Source organism: Caulobacter sp. GSs2 (assembly GCF_058680895.1).
Genome location: NZ_CM178725.1, coordinates 1,046,555 through 1,067,482 on the forward strand (window position 1 = coordinate 1,046,555; position 20,928 = coordinate 1,067,482).

At 65.7% G+C, this 20,928-nt stretch carries 20 protein-coding genes and 1 pseudogene; 6 read left to right on the top strand and 15 right to left on the bottom strand.

What is annotated here, in order from left to right; translation table 11 throughout:
- The first annotated feature begins 31 nt into the window (after positions 1-31).
- Together pleC and ACW17Z_RS05170 are read left to right on the top strand one after the other, a co-directional pair.
- On the top strand, positions 32-2,566 hold the full coding sequence (gene pleC / locus ACW17Z_RS05165; protein ID WP_492058487.1) for a cell cycle histidine kinase PleC: 2,535 nt from the start codon (positions 32-34) through the stop codon (positions 2,564-2,566).
- A gap of 145 nt (positions 2,567-2,711) precedes the next feature.
- Positions 2,712-3,080 (top strand): UrcA family protein, encoded by a 369-nt coding sequence (locus ACW17Z_RS05170; protein WP_492057849.1) that lies wholly within the window; start codon positions 2,712-2,714, stop codon positions 3,078-3,080.
- Between the two features lie 9 nt (positions 3,081-3,089).
- On the opposite strand, the gene ACW17Z_RS05175 is transcribed toward ACW17Z_RS05170, so the two are convergent.
- The 3 genes from ACW17Z_RS05175 to ACW17Z_RS05185 are packed head-to-tail and all read right to left on the bottom strand — an operon-like array spanning position 3,090 to position 5,176.
- Positions 3,090-3,536, bottom strand: coding sequence for an NUDIX domain-containing protein (locus tag ACW17Z_RS05175; RefSeq protein ID WP_492057851.1), 447 nt, complete (start codon positions 3,534-3,536; stop codon positions 3,090-3,092).
- A gap of 4 nt (positions 3,537-3,540) precedes the next feature.
- Entirely contained in the window at positions 3,541-4,572 is a 1,032-nt protein-coding gene (locus ACW17Z_RS05180) for a phospholipase C/P1 nuclease family protein (RefSeq protein WP_492057853.1), read from the bottom strand.
- Between the two features lie 19 nt (positions 4,573-4,591).
- Positions 4,592-5,176 (bottom strand): glutathione S-transferase family protein, encoded by a 585-nt coding sequence (locus ACW17Z_RS05185; RefSeq protein ID WP_492057854.1) that lies wholly within the window; start codon positions 5,174-5,176, stop codon positions 4,592-4,594.
- Positions 5,177-5,264: 88 nt separating this feature from the next.
- Here ACW17Z_RS05185 and ACW17Z_RS05190 point away from each other — a divergent pair, with 88 nt between their 5' ends.
- A complete protein-coding gene (locus ACW17Z_RS05190) occupies positions 5,265-5,762 on the top strand; it encodes a 3D domain-containing protein (RefSeq protein ID WP_492057855.1) in 498 nt (165 codons plus the stop codon).
- A gap of 59 nt (positions 5,763-5,821) precedes the next feature.
- On the opposite strand, the gene cckA is transcribed toward ACW17Z_RS05190, so the two are convergent.
- From cckA to ACW17Z_RS05220, 6 genes and pseudogenes are all read right to left on the bottom strand, one after another.
- Positions 5,822-7,909 carry a cell cycle histidine kinase CckA gene (gene cckA, locus ACW17Z_RS05195; RefSeq protein ID WP_419317744.1) on the bottom strand — a complete coding sequence of 696 codons (2,088 nt, stop codon included), beginning with the start codon at positions 7,907-7,909 and terminating at the stop codon, positions 5,822-5,824.
- A gap of 117 nt (positions 7,910-8,026) precedes the next feature.
- The gene (gene flhB, locus ACW17Z_RS05200; RefSeq protein ID WP_419317746.1) at positions 8,027-9,112 is read right to left on the bottom strand and encodes a flagellar biosynthesis protein FlhB; all 1,086 of its coding nucleotides are present in this window, start codon (positions 9,110-9,112) and stop codon (positions 8,027-8,029) included.
- Between the two features lie 9 nt (positions 9,113-9,121).
- Positions 9,122-9,879 (bottom strand): annotated as a pseudogene (gene fliR / locus ACW17Z_RS05205) (flagellar biosynthetic protein FliR).
- A 16-nt stretch (positions 9,880-9,895) separates the two neighbouring features.
- On the bottom strand, positions 9,896-10,159 hold the full coding sequence (gene fliQ / locus ACW17Z_RS05210; RefSeq protein ID WP_419317750.1) for a flagellar biosynthesis protein FliQ: 264 nt from the start codon (positions 10,157-10,159) through the stop codon (positions 9,896-9,898).
- A gap of 153 nt (positions 10,160-10,312) precedes the next feature.
- A complete protein-coding gene (locus tag ACW17Z_RS05215) occupies positions 10,313-10,612 on the bottom strand; it encodes a TonB family protein (protein ID WP_492057858.1) in 300 nt (99 codons plus the stop codon).
- Positions 10,613-10,714: 102 nt separating this feature from the next.
- Entirely contained in the window at positions 10,715-12,091 is a 1,377-nt protein-coding gene (locus tag ACW17Z_RS05220) for a hypothetical protein (RefSeq protein ID WP_492057859.1), read from the bottom strand.
- Positions 12,092-12,519: 428 nt separating this feature from the next.
- Between ACW17Z_RS05220 and ACW17Z_RS05225 the strand changes: the two genes are divergently transcribed.
- On the top strand, positions 12,520-12,996 hold the full coding sequence (locus tag ACW17Z_RS05225) for a ribonuclease H family protein (protein ID WP_492057860.1): 477 nt from the start codon (positions 12,520-12,522) through the stop codon (positions 12,994-12,996).
- A 664-nt stretch (positions 12,997-13,660) separates the two neighbouring features.
- Positions 13,661-14,320 (top strand): hypothetical protein, encoded by a 660-nt coding sequence (locus tag ACW17Z_RS05230; protein WP_492057861.1) that lies wholly within the window; start codon positions 13,661-13,663, stop codon positions 14,318-14,320.
- Here the strand turns inward: ACW17Z_RS05230 and ACW17Z_RS05235 are convergent.
- From ACW17Z_RS05235 to ACW17Z_RS05245, 3 genes are all read right to left on the bottom strand, one after another.
- Entirely contained in the window at positions 14,317-15,195 is an 879-nt protein-coding gene (locus tag ACW17Z_RS05235) for a hypothetical protein (protein ID WP_492057862.1), read from the bottom strand. The two genes, ACW17Z_RS05230 and ACW17Z_RS05235, sit on opposite strands and share 4 nt — an antisense overlap.
- A 297-nt stretch (positions 15,196-15,492) precedes the next feature.
- Complete coding sequence (locus ACW17Z_RS05240; RefSeq protein WP_492057863.1) at positions 15,493-15,867, bottom strand: hypothetical protein; 375 nt, start codon at positions 15,865-15,867, stop codon at positions 15,493-15,495.
- On the bottom strand, positions 15,837-16,229 hold the full coding sequence (locus tag ACW17Z_RS05245; RefSeq protein WP_492057864.1) for a hypothetical protein: 393 nt from the start codon (positions 16,227-16,229) through the stop codon (positions 15,837-15,839). The genes ACW17Z_RS05240 and ACW17Z_RS05245 overlap by 31 nt, the downstream gene beginning before the upstream one ends.
- 249 nt (positions 16,230-16,478) lie before the next feature.
- Here ACW17Z_RS05245 and ACW17Z_RS05250 point away from each other — a divergent pair, with 249 nt between their 5' ends.
- A complete protein-coding gene (locus ACW17Z_RS05250) occupies positions 16,479-17,105 on the top strand; it encodes an SOUL family heme-binding protein (protein WP_492057866.1) in 627 nt (208 codons plus the stop codon).
- 3 nt (positions 17,106-17,108) lie between these two features.
- On the opposite strand, the gene ACW17Z_RS05255 is transcribed toward ACW17Z_RS05250, so the two are convergent.
- Genes ACW17Z_RS05255 through ACW17Z_RS05265 form a run of 3 tightly spaced genes read right to left on the bottom strand, consistent with a single transcriptional unit; the run spans position 17,109 to position 20,836 of the window.
- Positions 17,109-18,095 (bottom strand): HupE/UreJ family protein, encoded by a 987-nt coding sequence (locus ACW17Z_RS05255; protein ID WP_492057868.1) that lies wholly within the window; start codon positions 18,093-18,095, stop codon positions 17,109-17,111.
- Entirely contained in the window at positions 18,092-18,937 is an 846-nt protein-coding gene (locus ACW17Z_RS05260; protein ID WP_492057870.1) for a peptidyl-prolyl cis-trans isomerase, read from the bottom strand. Before ACW17Z_RS05260 ends, ACW17Z_RS05255 begins: the two co-directional genes overlap by 4 nt.
- 3 nt (positions 18,938-18,940) lie before the next feature.
- Positions 18,941-20,836, bottom strand: coding sequence for a DUF3604 domain-containing protein (locus tag ACW17Z_RS05265; protein ID WP_492057871.1), 1,896 nt, complete (start codon positions 20,834-20,836; stop codon positions 18,941-18,943).
- Between the last annotated feature and the right edge of the window lie 92 nt (positions 20,837-20,928).

The following is a 20,928-nucleotide window of genomic DNA, read 5'->3' on the forward strand; positions in this document are numbered from 1 at the left end:
ACTGTTGTTCGGGAGCCTTGGGCGTTTGAGAATTGGGGATGCGAGACCCGGAAGACTGGCGGGAGCCGGACTTTCCGCGGCGGGCGTCGTGCGGTCAATCACCGCGCGTTCGCCGTCGCAGGTCTATGTCCGCGTCGCCATCCTGGCCGCCCTGCTCCTGCTGGCTGTTTACACCGCTTTCGGCGTCAAGCGCCTGCAGGACGAGGCCGCCATGGCGCCCGGCGGCGCCAGCCTCGCCATAGAAGCCAGCCTGGTGGCCAGCCGCATTGAAGCCAATCTGGCCGCCCAGCGCGCCGGTCTTTCGGCGGCCTCAGACATCCTCCAGCGCGACCCCGCCGACACCATGGACGCCGCCGAGATCGCCCTGCGCGCCAGCGGCGGCGAAGCGATGGCCGTGGCGGTCGCCGGGCCATCGGGCGTCCAGGCCGTGGCCGGTCGCGACGAGGGCGCGGACTGGAAAGCCGCCGCCCGCGCAGCGGCCGCGTCGGGGCGCTCGACCTGGATCGGCGCCGCGGGCGATACCGGCCGCCTGTATGTCGCCGCAGTCGCCCCGGCGTCGACCGGCCGCAACTTCATCATCGCCAGTGGCGATCCCAGCCGACTGCTCGTCGACCCCGGCCAGGGCGGCGCCCGCGCCATCGCCCTGCCCGACGGCAGCCTGGTCGCGACCCAGGGCCGGATCGTTCAGGGCATGCAGACTTTCCGCGACGCCTTCGCGCTGTCGATGGAAGACGTCGGCGGCCAGAGCGCCGCCCTGCGCGGCCAGGCCGCCAATGGCGCCCTGCTGGACGTGGCCGTGCAGCCCCTGGCCGAGGGCGCCCTGCTGGCAGTGGCCGGCGCACGGTCGCGCAATGTCGCCAACCTGGACCGCCAGGTCATGGAAGGCGCCTTCAATCTGCTGGCGCCCCTTGGCGTCGGCATCGCCCTGGCCCTGCTGCTGATGATACAGAGCCGCAAGGCCGAGATCGCACACCGCGAATTCGTCGACAGCGAGCAACGCTTCCGCCTCGCAGTCGAGGCCGCGCGCTGCGGCATCTGGGAATGGGACCTGCGCGCCGACCAGGTGTTCCTGTCCGATGTCACCGGCGCGATGTTTGGCTGGGGCGGCGGCGGCATCGTCTCGGGTCAGGATCTGCTGGACCGCATCTCGATCGATCACCGCGAGCGCGTCCGTCAGGCCCTGGCCAATGCCGCGATGTATGGCGCCTTCGACGTCTCGTTCCGGGTGCCCGCCACCCAGCAGGGCGGCCGCTCGATCTGGGTCGACGCCCGCGGCCAGGGCTTCGGCAAGCCGGGTCAGGACGGCTATGTGCGCATAATCGGCGTGGCTCTGGACGTCACCGAAGAGCGCCTGGCCCAGGCCCGCGCCCAGGCCGCCGAGAACCGCCTGCGCGACGCCATCGAGAGCGTCTCTGAGGCCTTTGTGCTGTGGGACCGCCAGGGCCGGCTGCTGATGTGCAACCGCAACTACCGCAGCGTCTTCTCGCTGGAGCCCAAGCTGCTCAAGCCCGGCGCGGCCCGCGCCGAGGTCAACCGCTTCGCGGCCCTGGCCATCAAACAGGACTACCCGGCGCCCGACGGCGCCAAGGGCGTGCGCGAGGCCGAAATGATGGACGGTCGCTGGATCCAGATCAGCGAGCGCCGCACGGCCGAAGGCGGCCTTGTGATGACCGCCGCCGACATCACCGCCATCAAGAACCAGGAAGAAGCCCGCCGCCTCAACGAGGAACAGCTGCAAAGCGCCGTCAACGGCCTGGAGCGCAGTCAGGAACAACTGGCCGAACTGGCCCGCAAGTACGAGATGGAGAAGGTCAAGGCCGAGGGCGCCAACAAGGCCAAGAGCGAGTTCCTGGCCAACATGTCCCACGAGCTGCGCACCCCGCTGAACGCCATCAACGGCTTCTCCGAGATCATGATGAACGAGATGTTCGGTCAGCTCGGCGACCAGCGCTACAAGGGCTACAGCCAGGACATCCACAATTCCGGCCAGCACCTGCTGGCCCTGATCAACGACATTCTCGACATGTCGAAGATCGAAGCAGGCAAGATGAACCTGAAGTTCGAGCCGCTGAACCTGGAAGACGTGGCCGAGGACGCCGTGCGTCTGGTGCGCAATCGCGCCGAGGCCGCCGGCCTGAAGCTGTTGATCGACTTCCCGCAGTTGCCCGAGATCGAGGCCGACTATCGGGCGGTCAAGCAGGTGCTGCTGAACCTGCTGTCCAACGCCATCAAGTTCACGCCCCGCGCCGGCAGCATCACGATCCGCGCCGAGGTGCGCCGCGATCCCCTGGGCGAGCGCGTGCGGGTCTCGGTGCAGGACACCGGCATCGGCATCGCCAAGGAAGACCTGGCGCGCCTGGCCCGTCCGTTCGAACAGGTCGAGAGCCAGCTCTCCAAGACCACCCAGGGCACCGGCCTGGGCCTGGCCCTGACCAAGTCGCTGATCGAGATGCATGACGGGGCGCTGGAAATGGCCAGCACGCCGGGCGAAGGCACGACGGTCAGCTTCACCCTGCCGATCCGCCAGAGCGAGATCCATTCCGGCCGCGACTTCGCCGCCGCCTGATCACGACCGGGCCGGGTCCAATTATGACTTTATTTTCATAGACTTAATTCCGCGTCATGAAGCAGACGTAACGGGTATCTGCGTTCTGTCGGATCTAAACCCTCACTCAGAAAACGCGCCTGGCGCACATCGAGGGAGTTACCCAATGTCCAAGTTCATCAACCGTCTGGCCGCTGTGGCCGCCCTGGCTCTGGCCGCTACGCCGATCATCGGCCTGACCGCCGCTCACGCCGCCGAACCTGTTCAACCCGCCCGGATCCAGGTCGGCGACCTGGAGCTGTCGCGTCCTTCCGACGCCGCCCAGTTCATGCAGCGCGCCGAGCAGGCCGCCGACGAAGTCTGCGCCGCACGCACCGCCAAGGAAAAGCTGCGCGGCCTGTCGGTTCGCGCCTGCTATCAGGACTTCAGCGCCGATCTGCGGAGCGAACTGAGCCGCACCCAGCTGTCCGATCTGCGCGCCGCGCGCCGCGCTCAGCCGGCGACCTTCGCTACGCGCTCGATCGGCCTGTTCTAGGCCAGCACTCTAGCCTCGACGCATCCACGCCGCGACGGCCCAGGCATGGGCGTCGTGGCGCAAGGCGACCACGGCGTCGCGAGGATCCAGCCAGGCCAGTTCATGATCGTCCTCGACCTTGAGCCCGGCCTTCAGTTCGATCATGCGCGCCGTGTGGACGCCCCCAAAATTCCGCACCGGCTGGCCGTCGGACTTCAGGAAGACCTGCGAGACCGTGACGACCAGGTCATCGACCTCGACCACCAGGCCGGTCTCTTCGCCAAACTCCCGGACCACGGCCTGGGGTTCGGTTTCACCCGGATCGACCGCGCCCCCCGGCAGATCGAAATAGGGCGGTTTGCCGGGCTTGGTCACCCGCACGACCGCGATCTCGCCGAGGGTGTTCTCGACGATGCCGAAGGCCGCGGGGCGGTCCAGATAGCTTAGCCCCGGCGCCGGCTGGCCGAACGCGAGCAAGGGGTCAGTCCTTGCCGTAGAGATCAGGCCACGGATCGGCCTTGCCACTCTCGACGTCCGCCACGCTGATCTCCGGCCGATAACCGATCTTGCCGTTGGCGCTTTCCCGCCAGGCTTCCGTCACCAGATCACGCAGCGCGGTCGCGCCGGCCGCCAGGCGAGCCTGGGTGAAGGCCTTGCCGCGCGGATCAGTGTCGACCAGAGCGCCGGCCTTCTCCAGGGCATAAAGCGGCTCTGTCTCTTTCCACGTCGTGGTCAGATAGCCGACGACCCGGGTCTCGATCGAGCAGGCGCAGTCCTTGTAGGCCGGCATCAGGGCCTTGACCTGGGCCTGGTCGCCGACAGCCTTGGCCAGAGGACCTTCGAAGTTGAAATGGGTCGAGCGCGACTGGGTGTAGCCGTTGGGGTTGGGATAATCGCCCCAGCCATTGTAGTGCACCGACAGGTGCATCGGCTGGCTGGCGTCGCCCACATAGTGCGCCCAGACGCCCAGGTCGCGGATCAGCAGGTCCTCGCGGCGCTTTAGATCGGCGGCGTACCAGGCCTTCTTCATCGGATCCGTCGCCGACTTTTCGGCGGCCACCAGAATGCGCCAGTAGGTGAAGTCCTTCACCAGTTGCTGGTAACCGTCGATGATCGCGTAAGGCAGGTAGCCGGCCTTCCAGCTGTCGACGCCGGCGGTGCGCAGGGCCGTTTCGTAGTCGGCGCGGGTTCCCGGCATCGCCTCGACCGTGAACATCGGACCGCCGTACATCCGCCCCTGGTCGTCGACGTCCAGGAAGTGGGCGGCGTCGCGGTCATGGTCGTGAATCTTGCCAGAGCCCTTCGAGCGGTCCGGTTCGCGGGCATATTCGCCGATCGCCGCCACAGCCGTCGGAGTGCGCAGGAAGGCCGGCACGTCTGACGGCAGGCCCTGAACGGCCAGCACGCCGACCAGACGGTGGCCCGACGAGCCCCAGGCCAGAGCGGAATTGGCGGGCGCGGCGAGCGCCGCCCCGATAGCGAGAACCCTGAGGCTGGACGACAGGCGCGACATGGAAGCTCCGCGAAACGAGTTAAAGGCCCAGGGCAGCCTCGACCCGGCTGATCCAGGCCTGGACGGCGGGATACAGCGACAGATCGAACCCGCCTTCGTGGGCGACCCGGGTGTAGGCCACCAGCGCGATATCCGCCAGAGTGAGCTGTTCGCCCACGAGGTAAGGCGTCTGTTTCAGCTGGGTTTCCAGGCGACACAGGGCGCTGTTCCCGCGCTCGAGCAGCTTGGCGTCCAGTTCGCTGACCGGCTTGCCCAGATAGGAGACCTGGAACCGCGCGACGGCGACATAAGGCTCGTGGCTGTACTGCTCCCAGAATAGCCACTCGTACATCTTGGCGCGATCAAAGGCGTCAGACGGGATCAGCGCCGAACCCTCGGCCAGGTGCAGCATGATGGCGTTCGACTGGGCCAGGGCCCGGCCGTCGTCGAGGATCACCGCCGGAACCTGTCCCGCCGGGTTCAGGGCCAGGAATTCCGGCGTCCGCGACTGCGACTGCAGGATGTCGACTTCGATCCACGCGAACGGCAGGGCCAGTCGCTCGGCGGTCCACTTCACCTTCAGGCAATTGCCCGATTTCGTGTCACCGTAGATGCGAAGGGTCATGAGTTCTCCTCCCGAGGGTTGTCACGCGGCCGTGATCGGACTATCCAGAGCCCCGCCCGACAGATACGCCGATAAGAGGATTCCCTCGATGCGTCGCACGCTCGCCGGAATTTTGGCCGTTATGGCCATGTCCACCGCTCTTCCCGCTTTCGCCGCCGGCTCGGACTCCGAGTCCGGGCCTGATCCACTTGGCGACCTGATCACGGGCGCCTTGACGGGCACCATTCCGGGCACGCTCGAATACAAGATGCGGGCGACACTGTATCACGCCGGCGCCAAGGGCATCCGCGGTCTGGACTCGCTGGGCTGCAAGGTCGTGGCGATGCGCACCGTCGCCGTCGACAAGACCGTCATCCCGCGCCGCACCGTGCTGTTCATCAAGGAAACCGTCGGCCTGCCCATGCCCGATGGCGGCACGCACGACGGCTACTGGTACGCCTCCGACGTCGGCGGCGCGATCAAGGGCCTGAAGCTGGACCTGTTCAGCGGCTCGGGCCGCGCATCAATGAACCCGCTGATGGGCCTGAACCTGAGCCACCTGTCGGTCAGCAAGGTCGGCGAGTTCAAGGGCTGCCCGCCGGAATAGGCCGGGCTTTACGGCGCAAGCCAGCGCCGCTTTTCCATCCCGATCCGTTGACGGCCGCTCTAGGCCGCCTGCATCTGCTGCTTGACGCGCTCGGCCAGGGTCTTGATGTCGATCGGCTTGGGCAGGAAGGTCACGCCCGTCTCGCCTTCCAGCAGGTCGCTGAACTCGGCCTCAGCATAGCCGCTGATGAACATCACCGGCGCATTGCCCAGATAGCCACGCGCCTTTTTCAGCAAGGTGGGGCCATCGATGCCGGGCATGATCACGTCGCTGATCAACAGGTCGATGGTGCCCGCATGGGCCTCGGCGATCAGCAGGGCTTCCTCGCCGTCACAGGCCTCCAGCACTTCGTAGCCGCGCGCGCGCAGCAGACGGGCGGCTACGCCGCGCACGGCGTCCTCGTCCTCGACGAACAGGATGCGGCCGGCGCCCGACAGGTCACGCGGCGGACGGGCCTTGACCGGCTGGGCGGCGACGGCGGCGGCCTCGGCGATGGCGGCGGCCGTCGGCACGTGGACCGGCAGGAAGATGCGGAAGGCCGCGCCCTCGTCCGGGCGGCTATGGACGTGGATCCAGCCGTCGCTCTGCTTGACTATGCCATAGACGGTGGCCAGGCCCAGACCCGTGCCCTCGCCCACCGGCTTGGTGGTGAAGAACGGGTCGAAGATCTTGCCCATGACATCGGGCGGGATGCCGGGACCGTCGTCGCTGACCTCGATGAAGGCGGTGTCGCCGTCGGCGCCGGGGAAGCCCAGAGCCACGGCCTCTTCCTGGGTCAGGCGGGCGGTGCGGATGCGCACGATGCCGCCGCCCTTGGCGGCGCGCACGGCGTCGCGGGCGTTGACGGCCAGGTTCATGACCGCCGTTTCCAGCTGGCTCTTGTCGGCGCGAACCTGCGGCAGGTCGCGGCCATAGTCGGTGATCAACTTGACGTCTTCGCGCAGCAGGCGGCGCAGCAGGACCTCGAATTCCGAGATCAGCTCGCCCAGATCCAGCACTTCGCGCTGCACGGTCTGCTTGCGCGAGAAGGCCAGCAGCTTGCGCACCAGATCGGCGGCGCGCACGCCCGTCTGACGGATCTCGTTGAGACCTTCATACGAGGGATCGCCCACCGGGTGGCGATGCAGCAGCTCGTCCAGGCGCAGCTGGATGGCGGTCAGCAGGTTGTTGAAGTCGTGGGCGACGCCGCCGGCCAGCTGGCCGATGGCCTGCATCTTCTGGGCCTGGGCCAGTTGAAGCTCGATCTGCTTCTGCTCGGACACGTCGATCATGTAGGCGACCAGACGCCCCTCGGCCCGATAGAGGTAGAGGTGGGCGATGCGGGTCGGGTCGCGCGACAGGCGCACCTCGAACGGCCCGGCCTTGCCCCCGGCCATGCGGGTCTCGGCCTCGGTGCGGGTGACCGGTTCGATCAGTTCGCCAAACAGTACCCCGGCCTTGGCGCCGGGGCCGGCCATGGCGGTCAGCGCCGGATTGGCCTCGAGAATGCGGGAATTGAAGGGATCCAGCCCCTCCAGCAGGGCGGCGCCGAACGGCGAGGCGCCGGAAAAGGCGTCCAGCGAACCGGGCGGCGGGGCCATGGCCGGGGCCAGGGACACGGGCGGCGCCTCGGCGGCGATGGTCTGGATGACGGCGGGCGGCGCCAAGCGGACCAGCAGACGGCCGCCGGCCAGGCGGGACACGGTGGCGACGCGGTCGGCGCCGTCGACGCGCAGAAGGCCCTCGGCCATCTCGCCCTTGCGGGCCCGGACCAGGGCCGCGAACAGGCCCGAGCCCGCCACGCCCTTGGGAAGTCGGCGCGCATCGCCCATGATCAGCCGCCACGCGACATTGGCCGCCAGCAGACGCCCGTCGGCGGCGACCAGGGCGGTGGGTTCGTTCAAGGCGTCGATGAAGCCTTCGGCGGCGTCCAGGTCGCTCTCATGGTGGGCCGAGGCGCGAATGGCCACGAGGCCCAGAATGGCGACGCCGGCGACGCCGCCCAGCAGCAGCAGCCCCGCCAGGGTGGCCGGTCCGGCGCGCAGGGCGGGAACCGCCGCCAAACCTGCCGCAGCCACGAAAAAGATTGCCGCGCCCCAGATATAGGGGTCGAAGCGGCGGCGCGAGACGCCGGTATCAACAATGTCCTGGACGGGCATTTCGGCCATGGACGACTGCAATCCTTGTTCAAAGCCCGGTCGCGACTCAGCTTGAGCCGATCCGAGGATACTCTTTATGGAACGCAAGGTCAGAGGGCGTCTGAATTGCGCTTTAAAAACGGCCAATTAGAGCGGACGGGCCCGCGCCTTCGGCTTCTTGCCGTTCATGATGAAGCCGATGACCTTGGCCACAGCCTCGAAATGATCAGCCGGGATTTCTTCGTCGATCTCGACCGTCGCATACAGAGCGCGGGCCAGGGGCGCATCTTCCAGGACGGGCACGCCGTGCTCCTCGGCGACGGCGCGGATTTTCAAGGCCAGTTCGTCCATGCCCTTGGCCACGCACAGCGGCGCGGGCGTCTCGCCCGGCTCATACTTCAGCGCCACGGCATAGTGGGTCGGGTTCATGACCACCACCGTGGCCTTGGGCACCGCCTGCATCATCCGCTGGCGTGAGCGCTGCATCTGGATCTGGCGGCGCTTGGCCTTGATGTGCGGGTCGCCGTCCGACTGCTTGTACTCGTCCTTGACCTCCTGAAGGGTCATGCGCATGCGCGTCATGAACCGCTGGCGTTGCCAGAACCAGTCAAAGCCTGCGGTCAGGATCAGCAGCAGGATCACGGCGAAGAACAGCTTGGTCGCCAGCTTCATCGACGCCGGGATCATATGGGACGGGTCCATCCCGACCATATTGACCACCTCGCTGGCGTGAGGCTTGAGCACGAAATAGGCGATGATGCCGGTGGCGATGAACTTCAGCGCCGACTTGGCGAACTGCACCAGGCCGTCGATGCCGAACAGCCGCCCCATGCCCTTGATCAGATCCAGCTTCTTGAGGTCAGGCTTGATCTTTTCCGGCGTCATCATGAAGCCGGTCTGGGCCACGTGGGCGATGAAGCCGAAGACCGCCGTGGTCAGCATGACCAGGACCAGCGGCGGCAGGGCCGCCATGATGGCCTGGCGAGCGATGATAACCGCCCCGCCGCTGCTCAGATCCATCTGGCCGGCATAGGCCAGGAACGGCACCAGCGCCGCCGACAGATCGCGCGTCAGCCAGCCGCCGGCCATCAGGATCACCGCGACGGCGCCGATCAGCGAGGCCAACTGGGGAACGTCCGCGCTCTTGGCGACGTCGCCCTTGGCCTTGGCGTCCGACAGCTTCTTGGCTGACGGCTCTTCGGTTTTCGAGTCGTTGTCTGTGTCTTCCGCCACGGCCCGCCCCTAGTTGAAGATCATCAGGAGGTCGCGGTAGCGGTCGGTCCAGACCATGGCGATGCCGCCAAGGCTGAGCGCCAGCAGAGACAGGCCCAGGATCACGCTGAGCGGCGAGGCCACAAAGAAGATCTGGAACGACGGCATCACCCGCCCCACCAGACCGACGGCCAGATTGAACACCAGCGAGAACACGATCACCGGGGCGGCCAGCTGGATGCCCAGGGAAAAACTTTCGGCCACGGTGCGCACCGCCAGGGTGGCGGCGTCATGCACCGGCACGGCGCGCGGCTGAACGGGAAGAGGTCGTACGACTTGACGATCGCCCCAATGAACAGGTGATGCAGGTCGGTGGCCATGATCAGGGTCAGGCCCAGCATCGACAGGAAGGTCGCCACCGCCGTGCTGGACTGCCCCATTGACGGGTTGGTGGTCTGGGCGAACGACAGGGTGGTCTGCATCGAGATCACTTCGCCGGCCGTCGACAAGGCGGTAAAGAACAGCTTCAGCACCGAGCCGATCATCAGGCCGATCAGGATCTCGTGGATCACCTGGCCCCACAGGCCGCCGACCGACGTCGGCACGCCCGGGACGGTGTTCTGGAGCAGCGGCGTCAGCAGCATCGACATCAGCAGGGCAAAACCCAGACGAACGCGCGGCGGCACCGAGTCGTCGCCGATGCCGGGCATCAGCATGACCATGGCCCCGACCCGCGCAAAGACGAGGCCGGCGACATAGACCTGGGCGGCTGTCGCGTAGGAGTCCAAGCGGCCCTCGCCTCCCCTACATGCCAGCGATGCGGGCGGCGATCTGGCGCATGAAGCCGGCCATCAGGGCCCCCATCAGCGGCAGGAAGATCAGCAGGGACACGAAGATGGCCACGATCTTGGGCGCATAGACCAGGGTGGCTTCCTGGATCTGGGTCAGGGCCTGGAACAGGCCGATGGCCACGCCGACCACCAGACCGACGATCAGCACGGGCGCGCACAGCTGAAGGGTCAGCCAGATCGCATCGCGACCGACATCAAGAACTTCGGCGCCGGTCATCCAAAAGCCTCGTGAAAGCGAGCCGGAACGAGGCTCAGAATCGAGGCTTCAACATGCGACGGGTATGGTTAACAGGGCGTTAGGAGTTGGGAATCCGGAGGCCGGGACGGCGACCGCGACGCTGCGCCGCAAGCCGCCAAACACCAATCGGATCTAGCGGATCCGGATCCGCACCGGCACCTGGACATAAGACCCCGCGCGGCTCTTGCCGTCGGGACCCAGCAGGTCAATCTGGAACTGGGAGACCATCTTCAGGGCCGCGTCGCCGACGCCCAGTTCCGGCGAGCTTTCGCCTTCGACGGTGCAGGCGGTCAGATGGCCGTCGTCCTTGACCAGGCAGTTGAGGATGGCGACCGCTTCGCGCGGCTGGGACGCCGGGATCAGGAGGTCCGTATCAGCCTTGGCCGGCGCGGCGTTGGAAAGAGCGGCGGCGAGAACAAGCGAAGCAATCACGATTTCGTCCCTGTTAATTCTTGATCCGCTGCGTCGCCTGAGCGATGCGCCGACCTTTGTTTCGACGGGGCGACCCTGCCGCCCCCTTTGTCCCGATCCGGGTCAGTGGGCGTGAGCCGCCTTCAACCGTTGCAGTCCCTGTGCCGCCAGATCGGTCAGCGACCGCAGGCCAAGCTCGGAGAACACATCGAAGGCGCAGGCCAGGGCCACGGCCGCCCGGTCCAGCCGGCCGTCGTCGCGCCCGGTGATCTCGACCCGGGCCTCGTAAAGCCGGGCCAGGTTCATCTGGGCCACGGCCCAGGAGGCCGGATCGCGCCCGCCGGGCTGGGCGGAAAGCTCGGTCTTGAACGCCATCTCGGCGGCGTCCAGCACCGCCAGATCGGCGGTCAGTTCAGCGCAGCGCGCCAGGCTGAGCGCGCGGTTGTTGGCGACCACGGCGCGCAGGGCCAGGGCCGGCTGGACCTTCAGCACCTGGGTGGCGCGGTCATAGCAGGTCACCGCCTGTTCGAAGGCGCGGTCCGAGGTCGTGGCCTCGCCCACCGACTGCAGACCGGCGCCGAGCGCGGCCTGGGCGCGGGCCCAGTCCATCGGGCTGTGGTCCATCGACAGCGGCTCCAGCGCGGCGGTCAGGGCCTCGACGCCATCGGCGATCTGGGCCAGTTCGCCGTCCAGTTCGCCCAGTTGCACCAGGGCCGAGCCGCGCAGGCCTTCCAGCCGCGACCAGGTCAGGGGTTCGAAATCAGGATCCAGGGCGGCGGCCGCGGCCGTCGCCTCGGTGATCGCCAGCTGAGTCAGGGCGCGGTCCTTGAGGCGCGCGCCGCAGATCAGGATCAGTTCGATCCGCGCGGCGCGCTGCTCGGCCAGCAGCAGTCGGGCCGAGCCGCCCTTGACGCGCTTGGCGGCGGCCAGGGCGCGCAGCGGGGCGTCATAGCCCTGCACAGCCGCCAGGGCGCGATCAATATTGTTCTCGGCCAGGCCCGCGCGGCCATCGAGGCCCGCGACCAGGGCCATGGCCAGGCCGCAGCGCTGTCCCGGCGCCGTGCGCGCCAGGGTCAGGGCCGCGCCGGCGGCGGCGTTCAGACCCTCGTCACCGAACAGATCGGCACCCAGAATGGCCAGGACGGCCTGCTCGCAGCGGGTCGAGGCCAGGGCCTCCAGGCGACGTTCACTTTCGAAGATCTTGCCGGCGGCCTCGGCGTGCGAGGCGGCTTTGCGCAGGGCGGCGGCGTCACCGGATCGGCGGGCCAGCTCGCGCCAGACCACGGCGGCCTCAAACAGGCGCGCGCCACGATCCTTGGTTCCAATGCGCCCCGCCGCCACATCGGCCGAGCGCGCCTCGTTGGTCAGCAGTCTTATATCGAGAAGCTCGAGCAGCGAAGTGTCGCCGCCCGTCAGGCCCTCACGATACGACGCCGCCTTGGACTCCGCTCCGGCATCGACGCCGAAGAGACGTTTCAGATCACGACCGAACTCGAACATCGACGCGCATCTCCGCACACGGACCGTCCCACACCGGGACGTCCGGCAAGGGTTCAACGCATCAGGAGCAAAGCCGGAGCCAAGAGACTTAACAAGTGGTTAATAGGTGTTTACGGCGCGTTAACCATAAATAGTCGGGGACGCTCGTGAAAACACGCCAAGACCCGCAAATTCAATGGGTTTTGACCCATTCTGGCACACTTCTTGCTACTGCCCCAACAGGCGGGGTCGCGTCGTAAACCCATGTTGTTAGAACGTTGTTCACCAACGTAAAGATGACGTTAACCATCAAACTTAAGAACCCGTTTACCTTTCGTTCTGCGGCGAGCCTGCGCAGGCACGGGCCGGGCCATGTCGCGACTGAGCCGCCCCCTCCCCTTCCCCACGAAACACGCTAGAAATCCGGCTCCAGCGCGAGGGAGCCCGCCATGACCGTCATTCTGTGGACCGCCAGCCTGTGCCGCTCGGACCCCGGCTATGGCGGCTGGTCCTTCGTGCGGCGCCTGGAGGGCGCGAGCGGCCCCGAAGCGATCAAGGGCGCGGCCGGCGGCGAGCGGCGGACCAGCGGCGCCCGCATGTCGCTGATCGCCCTGACCGAGGCCCTGGCCAGTCTCACGGACCAGCCCGCCAATGCCGCCGTGACCCTGTATTTCGAAGATCGCGCCCTCGCGACCGAACTGGTCAGCGCCGATGGCGCCTATGCCACCGCCGAGCCCGAGGCCTGGGCCGCCGCCCGAGCGGCCGTCGCCGCCCGCCCCGTTCTGAACCTCGCGCCCCTGCCCGCCAATGCGCCGGCCGCCGGCTTCCTGGCCGCCTGGGCGGATTTCGGTCTCGACACCGCCAAGACGCGCGGCAGCTTCAAGGCCGCGATCCCCAAGCCCAATCTGCTGAAGTTTCCGGGTTAGACACAGAGCACGGGTTCGCGCCCTCGCCGGTTTCGACCGGCGAGTTGGCCCCCGAAAACTTGGGGAGGCGGCGGAGCGTCCGGGCCAGGCCCGGATGAGTGTAGTTGGAGTACCGTTTCGGCCGTGGCCGGAGCGCTCCGCGCGGTCGTTATCCCTCTGGCCGGGGTGCGCAGGCCTGTTCAGCCTTTTGCCCCACCCGGGTTTAATCCTCCTCGCGACGGACCCAGCCCTCAAGCTGCAGCCACGCCGATTCCGGAGGAACCCGGAGCGAACCTTCGGACGGGCGGAGGCTTGGCCTTCCTCCGATAGGCGGGTTTACGTCACCCGCCTTCTTGAACCCGTACAACCGCCTCCACCGCCCGTCAGGTCGCCAGCTGGACGCCCTCCCCTTGCGATGAAGCGAGGAGAAGTATGCGGCCGTTTTGCAGGGGGCTGCGTCGAATTTGGATCGTGACGCTGGGTGGCAGGGTTAGGGCGTTGAATTTGTTGGGGGCGAGGGGCGCGGATGCTCGTACGGGAACGGGGACACAACCTTCCATTCTCGATAAACTTCGAGCAATGCACCGCAAACAACATGCCGCCTGGGCGCGAGAAGGGCTATCCACTAGACAACGCAATCTGGCGACTAAATGACGCCCCAATTCAACGTACCGAGGGATTGAAGATGGCATTTGAAGCCAGCACAAAAAAGCAAGTCGACGATTATGCTAGAGCTCATATTGCGAATGAGCCCTGGCACCTTGCATATTTCGACTTCATAGACGACATAAAGCTGGCAACGCGTCTTGGTGAAGAGTTTATATCAGCACGCTATATTTATAAATTACTTGAAGGTCTTGAGGCGAACGATTGGTTACTGCGCGCGCAAATCCGAATTCAAATTCTTTCATACGCCTCAATATTTGAAGCATCACTTCATCACATTCTCTTCGAAAATTTGCCAGATGATCCAAAAGTCATTTCTTTGACCGAATTTCCAATGAAGAAAGAAATTTCCATCCCAACATCTAGTTTAGATGTTTTAGATAAACACTTAATACATGACGGAAAGAAAATTATTCCAACTTATGAAGGCGTCGGAAAAACAGATGTGTCTAAAGTTAGGTTTGATCGAAAAGCTCAATGCGCTTGCGATTTGGGAATAATTGAATCGTGGCTCAAAGATGAATTAATCGAATTTTATGACGCTAGAAACTCTATCCACATACACGCTGAAATTCGGAAAAGCCTCAATTACGAACTTGATCTATCCAAGAGATCATACATGCGACTACAGCCATTCAAGGATCAGATTGAAAAATGGCAAAGCTCAAGGAGCACTTAGACGTCGTCAGAATCCGGTGGGTCTACTAGAAATTCGCCCAGAAAGCTCGATAACGCAGGCCTCTCATCTTCTAATTCCGGGATAACAGGGAGCATGGATCCAATTGCAGCCCGGATAGCACCTAGAAGGTCAATGGCTTCTTCTACGCTTTCTAGTGAATGCTCTGGGTGAATTAGCGGATTCCGATGAAGATCTTTAATGTCCTTCAGAGCGGCTCGTACCCGTCTATCGCCAACATCGTGCCTTTCCATTGCTGCGAGATAGACACCCATGGATTTATCCTTAGGGTGATCATGATCACCACGAACGGCATCATAGTAATTTTTAAGAACCGATTCATTCGCCCTATGCAGATGGAAGCCCGCCGCAGTTGGCAGTTCGAATGCTATGCAGCGCGTTGCTTGCTCGATATCGGCGACGGCCTCAGGAACTTTTCGGTCTAAGACCGCCTGGAATAAGGCTTTACCATTTTCGATAAGATCTGTGGTGTCGTAGCCACCCTTTTTGGTGACAAGATAAACATTCGAAACACCAAGTTCTGAAGAAACGGCAGCTTCAAATTCTGACAGCGCGTTCTGAACGGGCCACGCATCGGCCATGTCGATGTGGGCATCCGGTGTCCCCGCATCAACAAGCCGCTGCTTTAACGCCCGTACTCTATTGAGCAGCTCGACGCCCTTCTGAAGACAACTTCTAACCTGATAGATGCTGCGATGAAGAAACTCGTCTAGAGCAGTTTCAGCGGTTGAGAGCGGGAAATATACGTCGCGATAAGTTTGAGGGTTCTTCTCCCACTCGCTCTCGTATCGGAGCTCAGACAAGGGGTGAAGGGCCGCGCCCAAACGATAGAGGTAGTAGCCGTCTATCTTCTGCACTAAATGCACCTTCAGGATGAGATCTATCTCAGCATATCAGATTGATAGTGCGCGAGAAGCCCCATGCTTTCGACCACGAATTATTCAACGCGTCGGGCTAGATGGGGGATTGAGTGCCCCCTGAGAAAATGTCCGATTACAGTGACAGTGCACTGAGTTCGCCCCCTTCTCCCCTTGCGGGAGAACGGAGCCCCGGCCAACCCTTGGCTCGGATGAGGGGCCTCGAGCTCCCTCCTGAAAGGCCCGCGAGCGGCCCTCACCGGTCACTCCACCCTCTCCCGCACGCGCCCCCCCGCCTCACAGCACAAACACGTCCATCGGCGCCGCGACCGGCTTTTGCCCCCAGGCGAACAGGATCAGGCCCCGCGCCTTCGCCGTCTCGATCAGCCAGGCGCCCGACAGCTGGATCAGCTCATAGGTGACCTGCAGCTCATCGGCGCCCCGCGTCTCGAGGCGGGCGGTCTGGCCGTCGAGGTCGATATCGGCCCAGCCGAGCACCTCGCTCGCCTCAAGAGACCGCAGGGTCATCAGGACCGAGCCCTCTTCGTGCGCATCGTCATTGGCGGCGGCGGCGTCCGCGCGCGGAACCCGGCAAAAGGAGATCTCGCGCGGTCCCAGCACCAGATCCTCGACCGCCGCCGTCATAGGCGCGCCGCGAACAGCTGGGGCCATGTGTTCACCGGCGTCTCGCTGTCCGGCAGCAGGGTCAGGCCCTCCTCCTGCGCCGTGCGGATCAGCCAGTCGCCGGCGAACCACAGGCAGAGCCGCAGAAGGTGGATGTCGTCCGTACCCGGAAACGTCTTGGCCCAGCGGTGGCCGTCGATCTCGACCCAGAACCGGCCCAGCAGGTCGTCATCGGGTTCGACGTGCTCGAAGCCTTCAACATACGCGAAGGTCCAGAACTCGCGCGCACCCATCCGGATGCGGACGGACGCCTCGCAGCGGTCGCCGTCCGCGTCCAGATAGGGGATGAACCGGGGCCCGATCACCCGGGGCCGGTGCGGCCATCTCACATAGGTAAACGGCGGCCGCATCACCCTGCTCCCATCCCCGTGACACAAGCCTAGCGGGATAAGAACAAAGTGGCAACTTTTGAGCGCGCGAGCGCCACGGTCGCCAAACCGATATAGTTGGCAGTGATGTTCTCGACCCTCTCGGAGGCGCCGCCCGGCTGACGCCAATCCGTCTGGATCCGGCCGGTCTTGCCCGCGCAACGAAGTCAGGCCCGGGGCCGTTCAGTCCGGTGTTAGTGTGGTCGCCGGGCGCCCGGCGGGGGAAAAGGCATGAGCATGACCCTGAGACGCATGGCCATGACCGCAGTGTTTGCGGCAGTCTTTCTGGGAACCGTGGCCATGGCCGTTGAAGAACCTGCCTTTAAGGTTGTCCTCCACGAGGGCGACTTTGACGTTCGCGACTATCCCGCCCTGGTGGTCGCCGAAGTGACCGTCAGCGGCGATCAGAAAGAAGCGGCCAGTCGCGGCTTTCGATTGCTGGCCGGCTATATCTTCGGCGGCAACAGGACGCGCCAGAGCATCGCCATGACCGCCCCGGTCGCCCAGGCGCCGGCCGGCCAGACCATCGCCATGACGGCGCCGGTCACCCAGACCCAAAGCGCCGGCCAGTGGGTCGTAAGGTTCACCATGCCCAGCCGCTACAGCCTCGAAGCCCTTCCTGAGCCCAACGACCCCCAGGTGAAGCTTCGCCTCATTCCGGCGTCCCGCCTGGCGGTGCTGCGCTTCTCGGGCCTGGCCGGAGCGGACACGGTCGAGGCCAAGACCGCTGACCTGAAGGAACGCCTGACTGCCCGTCAGTTGCGGGCGACCGGGCCCGCGTCGCTGGCGCAGTACAATCCGCCCTGGACCCCGTGGTTCATGCGCCGCAACGAAGTGATGATCCCCGTCGCCCCCTAGCGGTCAGCCCAGAATGCGGACAATGCACCAGTAGGCGGCCGTAATGCCGATGCCGTAGGCGGCGCCGCGCTGAAACAGGCGACGGTGTTGCGGGGCGTAGCGGCGGATCATCTCCAGCACCAGCAGTCCGGCCCCGACGATGATCAGCTGCCCGATCTCGACGCCGATATTGAAGGTCAGCAGGGCGGTGGGGACCTCGCGCTCGGGCATGCCGATCTCGGCCAGGGCCCCGGCGAACCCGAACCCGTGCAGCAGCCCAAAGGCGAAGGCCACCAGCCAGGGAGCCCGTTCCGACAGGCGCGGCGGCCCCTCGGGCCGTGACTTCACGATCTCGACGGCCAGGAACACGATCGACAGGGCGATGCAGATCTCCACCGGCTGACGGGGCAGGCTGATCAGGTTCAGGGACGTGGCGACCAGGGTCAGGGAATGGGCGAGCGTGAAGGCCGTCACGGTCTTGGCGATCCGCATCCCGCCGCGCAGCAGCAGCACCAGGCTCAGGACGAACAGCAGGTGATCATAGCCGGCCAGGATGTGTTCCACGCCGAGCACCAGATAGGTCCGGGCCACCTGCAAGCGGTCGGGCTCCGCCCGCACCTCCATCAGCGGCCGGTCGGCCGTGAGGCGGCCGACCTGAACGGGACGCCCCAGCGGCGCAACCCGCACCAGGGCGTCGGTGAAGGTCGCGTCCAGCCCGGTCAGGCCGACGGTCTGGCCTTCCAGCCCCCGGGGACAGTCGAAGCTTGCCACCTCGACCAGCGCCCCGGCGATCAGGTCGCGCGACGGCGGCTGCGACCGGCATTGCGCCGGCAGGCTGGGCGCGGCGTGGGTCGCCAGACCGCCGCGGATCGGCGCCTTCCAGACCATTTTCCAGGCCGTAGGCGAGGTCTGGGTCAGCTCCAGATAGCCGGGCCGCAGATCGTCAGCCCGGGCCACGCCGGCAAGCGTCAGCCAGGCCAGAACCAGGGCGGCCAGACGCAGCAATGTCATTCGGGCCGCGCAATGACGATGTCATAGTCCTTGAGCAGGTCCTGATAGGCCTTGGCCTCCCGCTCGGCGCGGGTGGCGGCGCGCCAGTCATTCTCGACCGCCTGACGCACCTGATCCAGCGCGGGCGGCGGCCCCAGCTTCACGGCGGTGACCTTGACCACGTGCAGGCCAAAGCCCGAGGCGACCGGCCCGGTCCAGCGGCCGATCGGCGCGCGCAACAGCCCCTCGGAGAAGGCCTCGCCAAACTGCCTGTCGACCTCGGAACGGGAGGCCTCGGACAGGGTGGTCGGCAGCGACAGGGGTTGCCTGAGCTGAGCCGGCGACGCGCCGGCCGCCAGGCGGGTGAGGATCGTTGCGGCCCGGGCCTCGGCGGCGTCGCGGTCGGTGGCCGAGCCGACATAGATCTGCTGGAAGCTGAGCTTGGCATCCGGGACGTAGAGCGCCGGATGGGCCTGCATCCAGGCCTTCAGGACATCATCGCCCGGGGTGACGCTTTCCAGCTGGTCGGCGGCCAGGAACTCCATCTTCGAGCGCAGCCGCCGCCGGATCACCGGGTCGTCGCGATCCAGACCCAGGCGCAGGGCCTCGCGATAATAGACCTCCTCCTGGACATACTCGCCGATCAGCCCGTCCAGCTCGGCCGGGGTCGGCGGGCGATGCCAGGTCTGCATCCACAGGGTGACGATGCGCTGGACCCGCGCCTCGTCGACCGCGATGCGGCGCTCGCCCGGATCAGGACCGCCGCCGGCCAGGGCGAAGACCATGAAGATCACGGCCCCGGCCAGCAGGAACTGGACCAGGGGCTCGCGCAGACCCTGGACCAGGCGTTCGCGTAGCGTCATCCGTCAGGCCTTGGGCGTGTACCAGATCGGCGAGGTGTAGGCCCGCTCCTGGTCCTTCATCCGCACCTCCGGGCCCATCTTCACCTTGTAGCGCACGGCGTCATAGGCCACCCAGCGCGGGGTCGGGATCTCCATCACCCGCACATAGTAGAAGGCCTTCAGGGTCGGGTCGAAATCGGGGTCGGTCCACACCGTGGTCAGCTCCGGCGCGCCGATGGTGTTGGCATAGGTGGCGGTGGCCAGATCGACGGTGTCGCCAACCGGAGGGACCTTGCCGCCCGTCATCGCCCGGCGGGCCGGGTCGCTCCAGACCACGTCATAGATCTGCTCGTGGGTGACGCCGGCCTTGTCGACCCAGCCCTTGACCATCTGGACGCGATCCAGATTGGCCCCGATCGGGTCCTTGAGGGCCGAGACGATGAACACCGGCGCCTTGCCGGCCCCGGCCTTGAGGTCGCCGCCCATCGGCACGCCCCGGGCATAGCCGGCCTTGACCCAGTTGGTCTTCAGGTCATTGGCGGTGAAGTCCCAGCCGCCGAACACCCGCACCTGCATGCGCGGACCGGTCGAGGCATAGACCTCGCGCCGCATCATCGCATCGAAGATGGCCGCGCGGGTATTGGCCTTGGCCCAGACGGCGGCATAGCCGCCCGCCAGATAATGATAGCCGCTGCGCCCCTCGCGCGTGCCCAGGTTCTGCGGTTCCATCGCCCGGCCCGCGCGCGGCTCAACGGCCGAATGCTTGCCGAAGAAGTTGTCCTCGTCGGCCGTCGCCAGGGCGGTGTGGGAGTCGGTCGAGCCGATCATGCCCATCTTGTAGGGATTGACCCCGGTCTTGGCCTCGATCGCCAGGCCGCGCTTGAGGGCCTCGCGGACATATTCGCCGGCGAACATGTCAGGCGTCTTCTTGGACGACATGGGCAGGTTGCCCAGGTCCCAGCCCGCATCGCCGAAGCTGGCGAACTCGTCGTTCGGCGACAGGAAGGGGTGAGACTCGCTGTCGCCCTTGATCTGGGTCACCTCGACCAGCGGCTCACGGGCCGCGCGGCGGCGGGCATAGTCGGCCGACATCGGGCCGCCGTCAGGACCGGTCAGCTCGAACATCAGGCCGTTGGAGACATTGGAATTGTGCGGAATGGCCAGGGCCTTGCCGCCGGTGGTCTTCTCGTAGCCGTCCATATAGTCCCACAGCATCTCGGCCGAGGTGCCGACCAGGGACGAATAGGGCACCACCTTGGAGGCCTCGGCCTTGCCATCGCGGAACATCACCACGCGGTGCAGATTGTCGCCCTTGGGCATCAGGGTGTATTCGAAGCCCATGAAGGCGCTGAACTTGCCGGGGTCGTTGTAGCGCTCGACGATCGAGACGTGGTCGTTCCAGATCGAGCGGGTCGTCTTGGCCGAGCGCTTGGGATCACTGATGTTGGCCGGCAGCGAGCCGCTGGCGGCGGCGTCGATCAGTTCGCCCGTCGCCTTCATCGAGCCCTCAGGGCCCTCATGCATCAGGTCATGCCAGCGGCGAAACAGCGGATTGCGCAGCAGGAAGCCCGGCGTCTCATAGATCTTGCGGGTGAAGCCCAGGCCATCGGAATGGTCGGCGATGACCAGAAAGTCCAGCGGCCGGGCCAGCTTGGCCTTCAGGCCGCCGGTCGAGGTCACCTCTTCGCCGCGCGCGAACCGGAGCGCCTCCTCCGAGCCCAGACGCACGCCAAAGCCGAAGGCGTCGACCGAATTGCTGGTGTGCAGGTGGGTGTCGCCCCAATAGACCCGCTCGGGAAATTCGGTGTCGACGACCGCCGTCTTGGCGCCCGCCCCCGTTTTTGAACCGACCTTGTCGCAGGCCGCCAGGCCGACGACACAGGCTCCGACGACGACAAGAGCGCCTATGGCCTTCTTCATGATTGTTCCCCCGCGCATTTTTTTTGAAGACTAGACCCAGAACCGTGTCGGAAGCACGCGGGATTTCAGCGTCTGGGCATTGCGGTGTGATT

Bases quoted from the DNA above. Each gene is read 5' to 3' on its own strand.
- ACW17Z_RS05230 (WP_492057861.1), top strand. From the start codon at position 13,661: ATGGCATTTGAAGCCAGCACAAAAAAGCAAGTCGACGATTATGCTAGA.
- ACW17Z_RS05245 (WP_492057864.1), bottom strand. From the start codon at position 16,229: ATGCGGCCGCCGTTTACCTATGTGAGATGGCCGCACCGGCCCCGGGTG.
- ACW17Z_RS05250 (WP_492057866.1), top strand. From the start codon at position 16,479: ATGAGCATGACCCTGAGACGCATGGCCATGACCGCAGTGTTTGCGGCA.
- ACW17Z_RS05185 (WP_492057854.1), bottom strand. From the start codon at position 5,176: ATGACCCTTCGCATCTACGGTGACACGAAATCGGGCAATTGCCTGAAG.
- ACW17Z_RS05260 (WP_492057870.1), bottom strand. From the start codon at position 18,937: ATGACGCTACGCGAACGCCTGGTCCAGGGTCTGCGCGAGCCCCTGGTC.
- ACW17Z_RS05225 (WP_492057860.1), top strand. From the start codon at position 12,520: ATGACCGTCATTCTGTGGACCGCCAGCCTGTGCCGCTCGGACCCCGGC.
- cckA (WP_419317744.1), bottom strand. From the start codon at position 7,909: ATGGCCGAAATGCCCGTCCAGGACATTGTTGATACCGGCGTCTCGCGC.
- ACW17Z_RS05190 (WP_492057855.1), top strand. From the start codon at position 5,265: ATGCGTCGCACGCTCGCCGGAATTTTGGCCGTTATGGCCATGTCCACC.
- fliQ (WP_419317750.1), bottom strand. From the start codon at position 10,159: ATGACCGGCGCCGAAGTTCTTGATGTCGGTCGCGATGCGATCTGGCTG.
- ACW17Z_RS05170 (WP_492057849.1), top strand. From the start codon at position 2,712: ATGTCCAAGTTCATCAACCGTCTGGCCGCTGTGGCCGCCCTGGCTCTG.
- ACW17Z_RS05220 (WP_492057859.1), bottom strand. From the start codon at position 12,091: ATGTTCGAGTTCGGTCGTGATCTGAAACGTCTCTTCGGCGTCGATGCC.
- ACW17Z_RS05265 (WP_492057871.1), bottom strand. From the start codon at position 20,836: ATGAAGAAGGCCATAGGCGCTCTTGTCGTCGTCGGAGCCTGTGTCGTC.
- ACW17Z_RS05180 (WP_492057853.1), bottom strand. From the start codon at position 4,572: ATGTCGCGCCTGTCGTCCAGCCTCAGGGTTCTCGCTATCGGGGCGGCG.
- ACW17Z_RS05255 (WP_492057868.1), bottom strand. From the start codon at position 18,095: ATGACATTGCTGCGTCTGGCCGCCCTGGTTCTGGCCTGGCTGACGCTT.
- ACW17Z_RS05240 (WP_492057863.1), bottom strand. From the start codon at position 15,867: ATGGCCCCAGCTGTTCGCGGCGCGCCTATGACGGCGGCGGTCGAGGAT.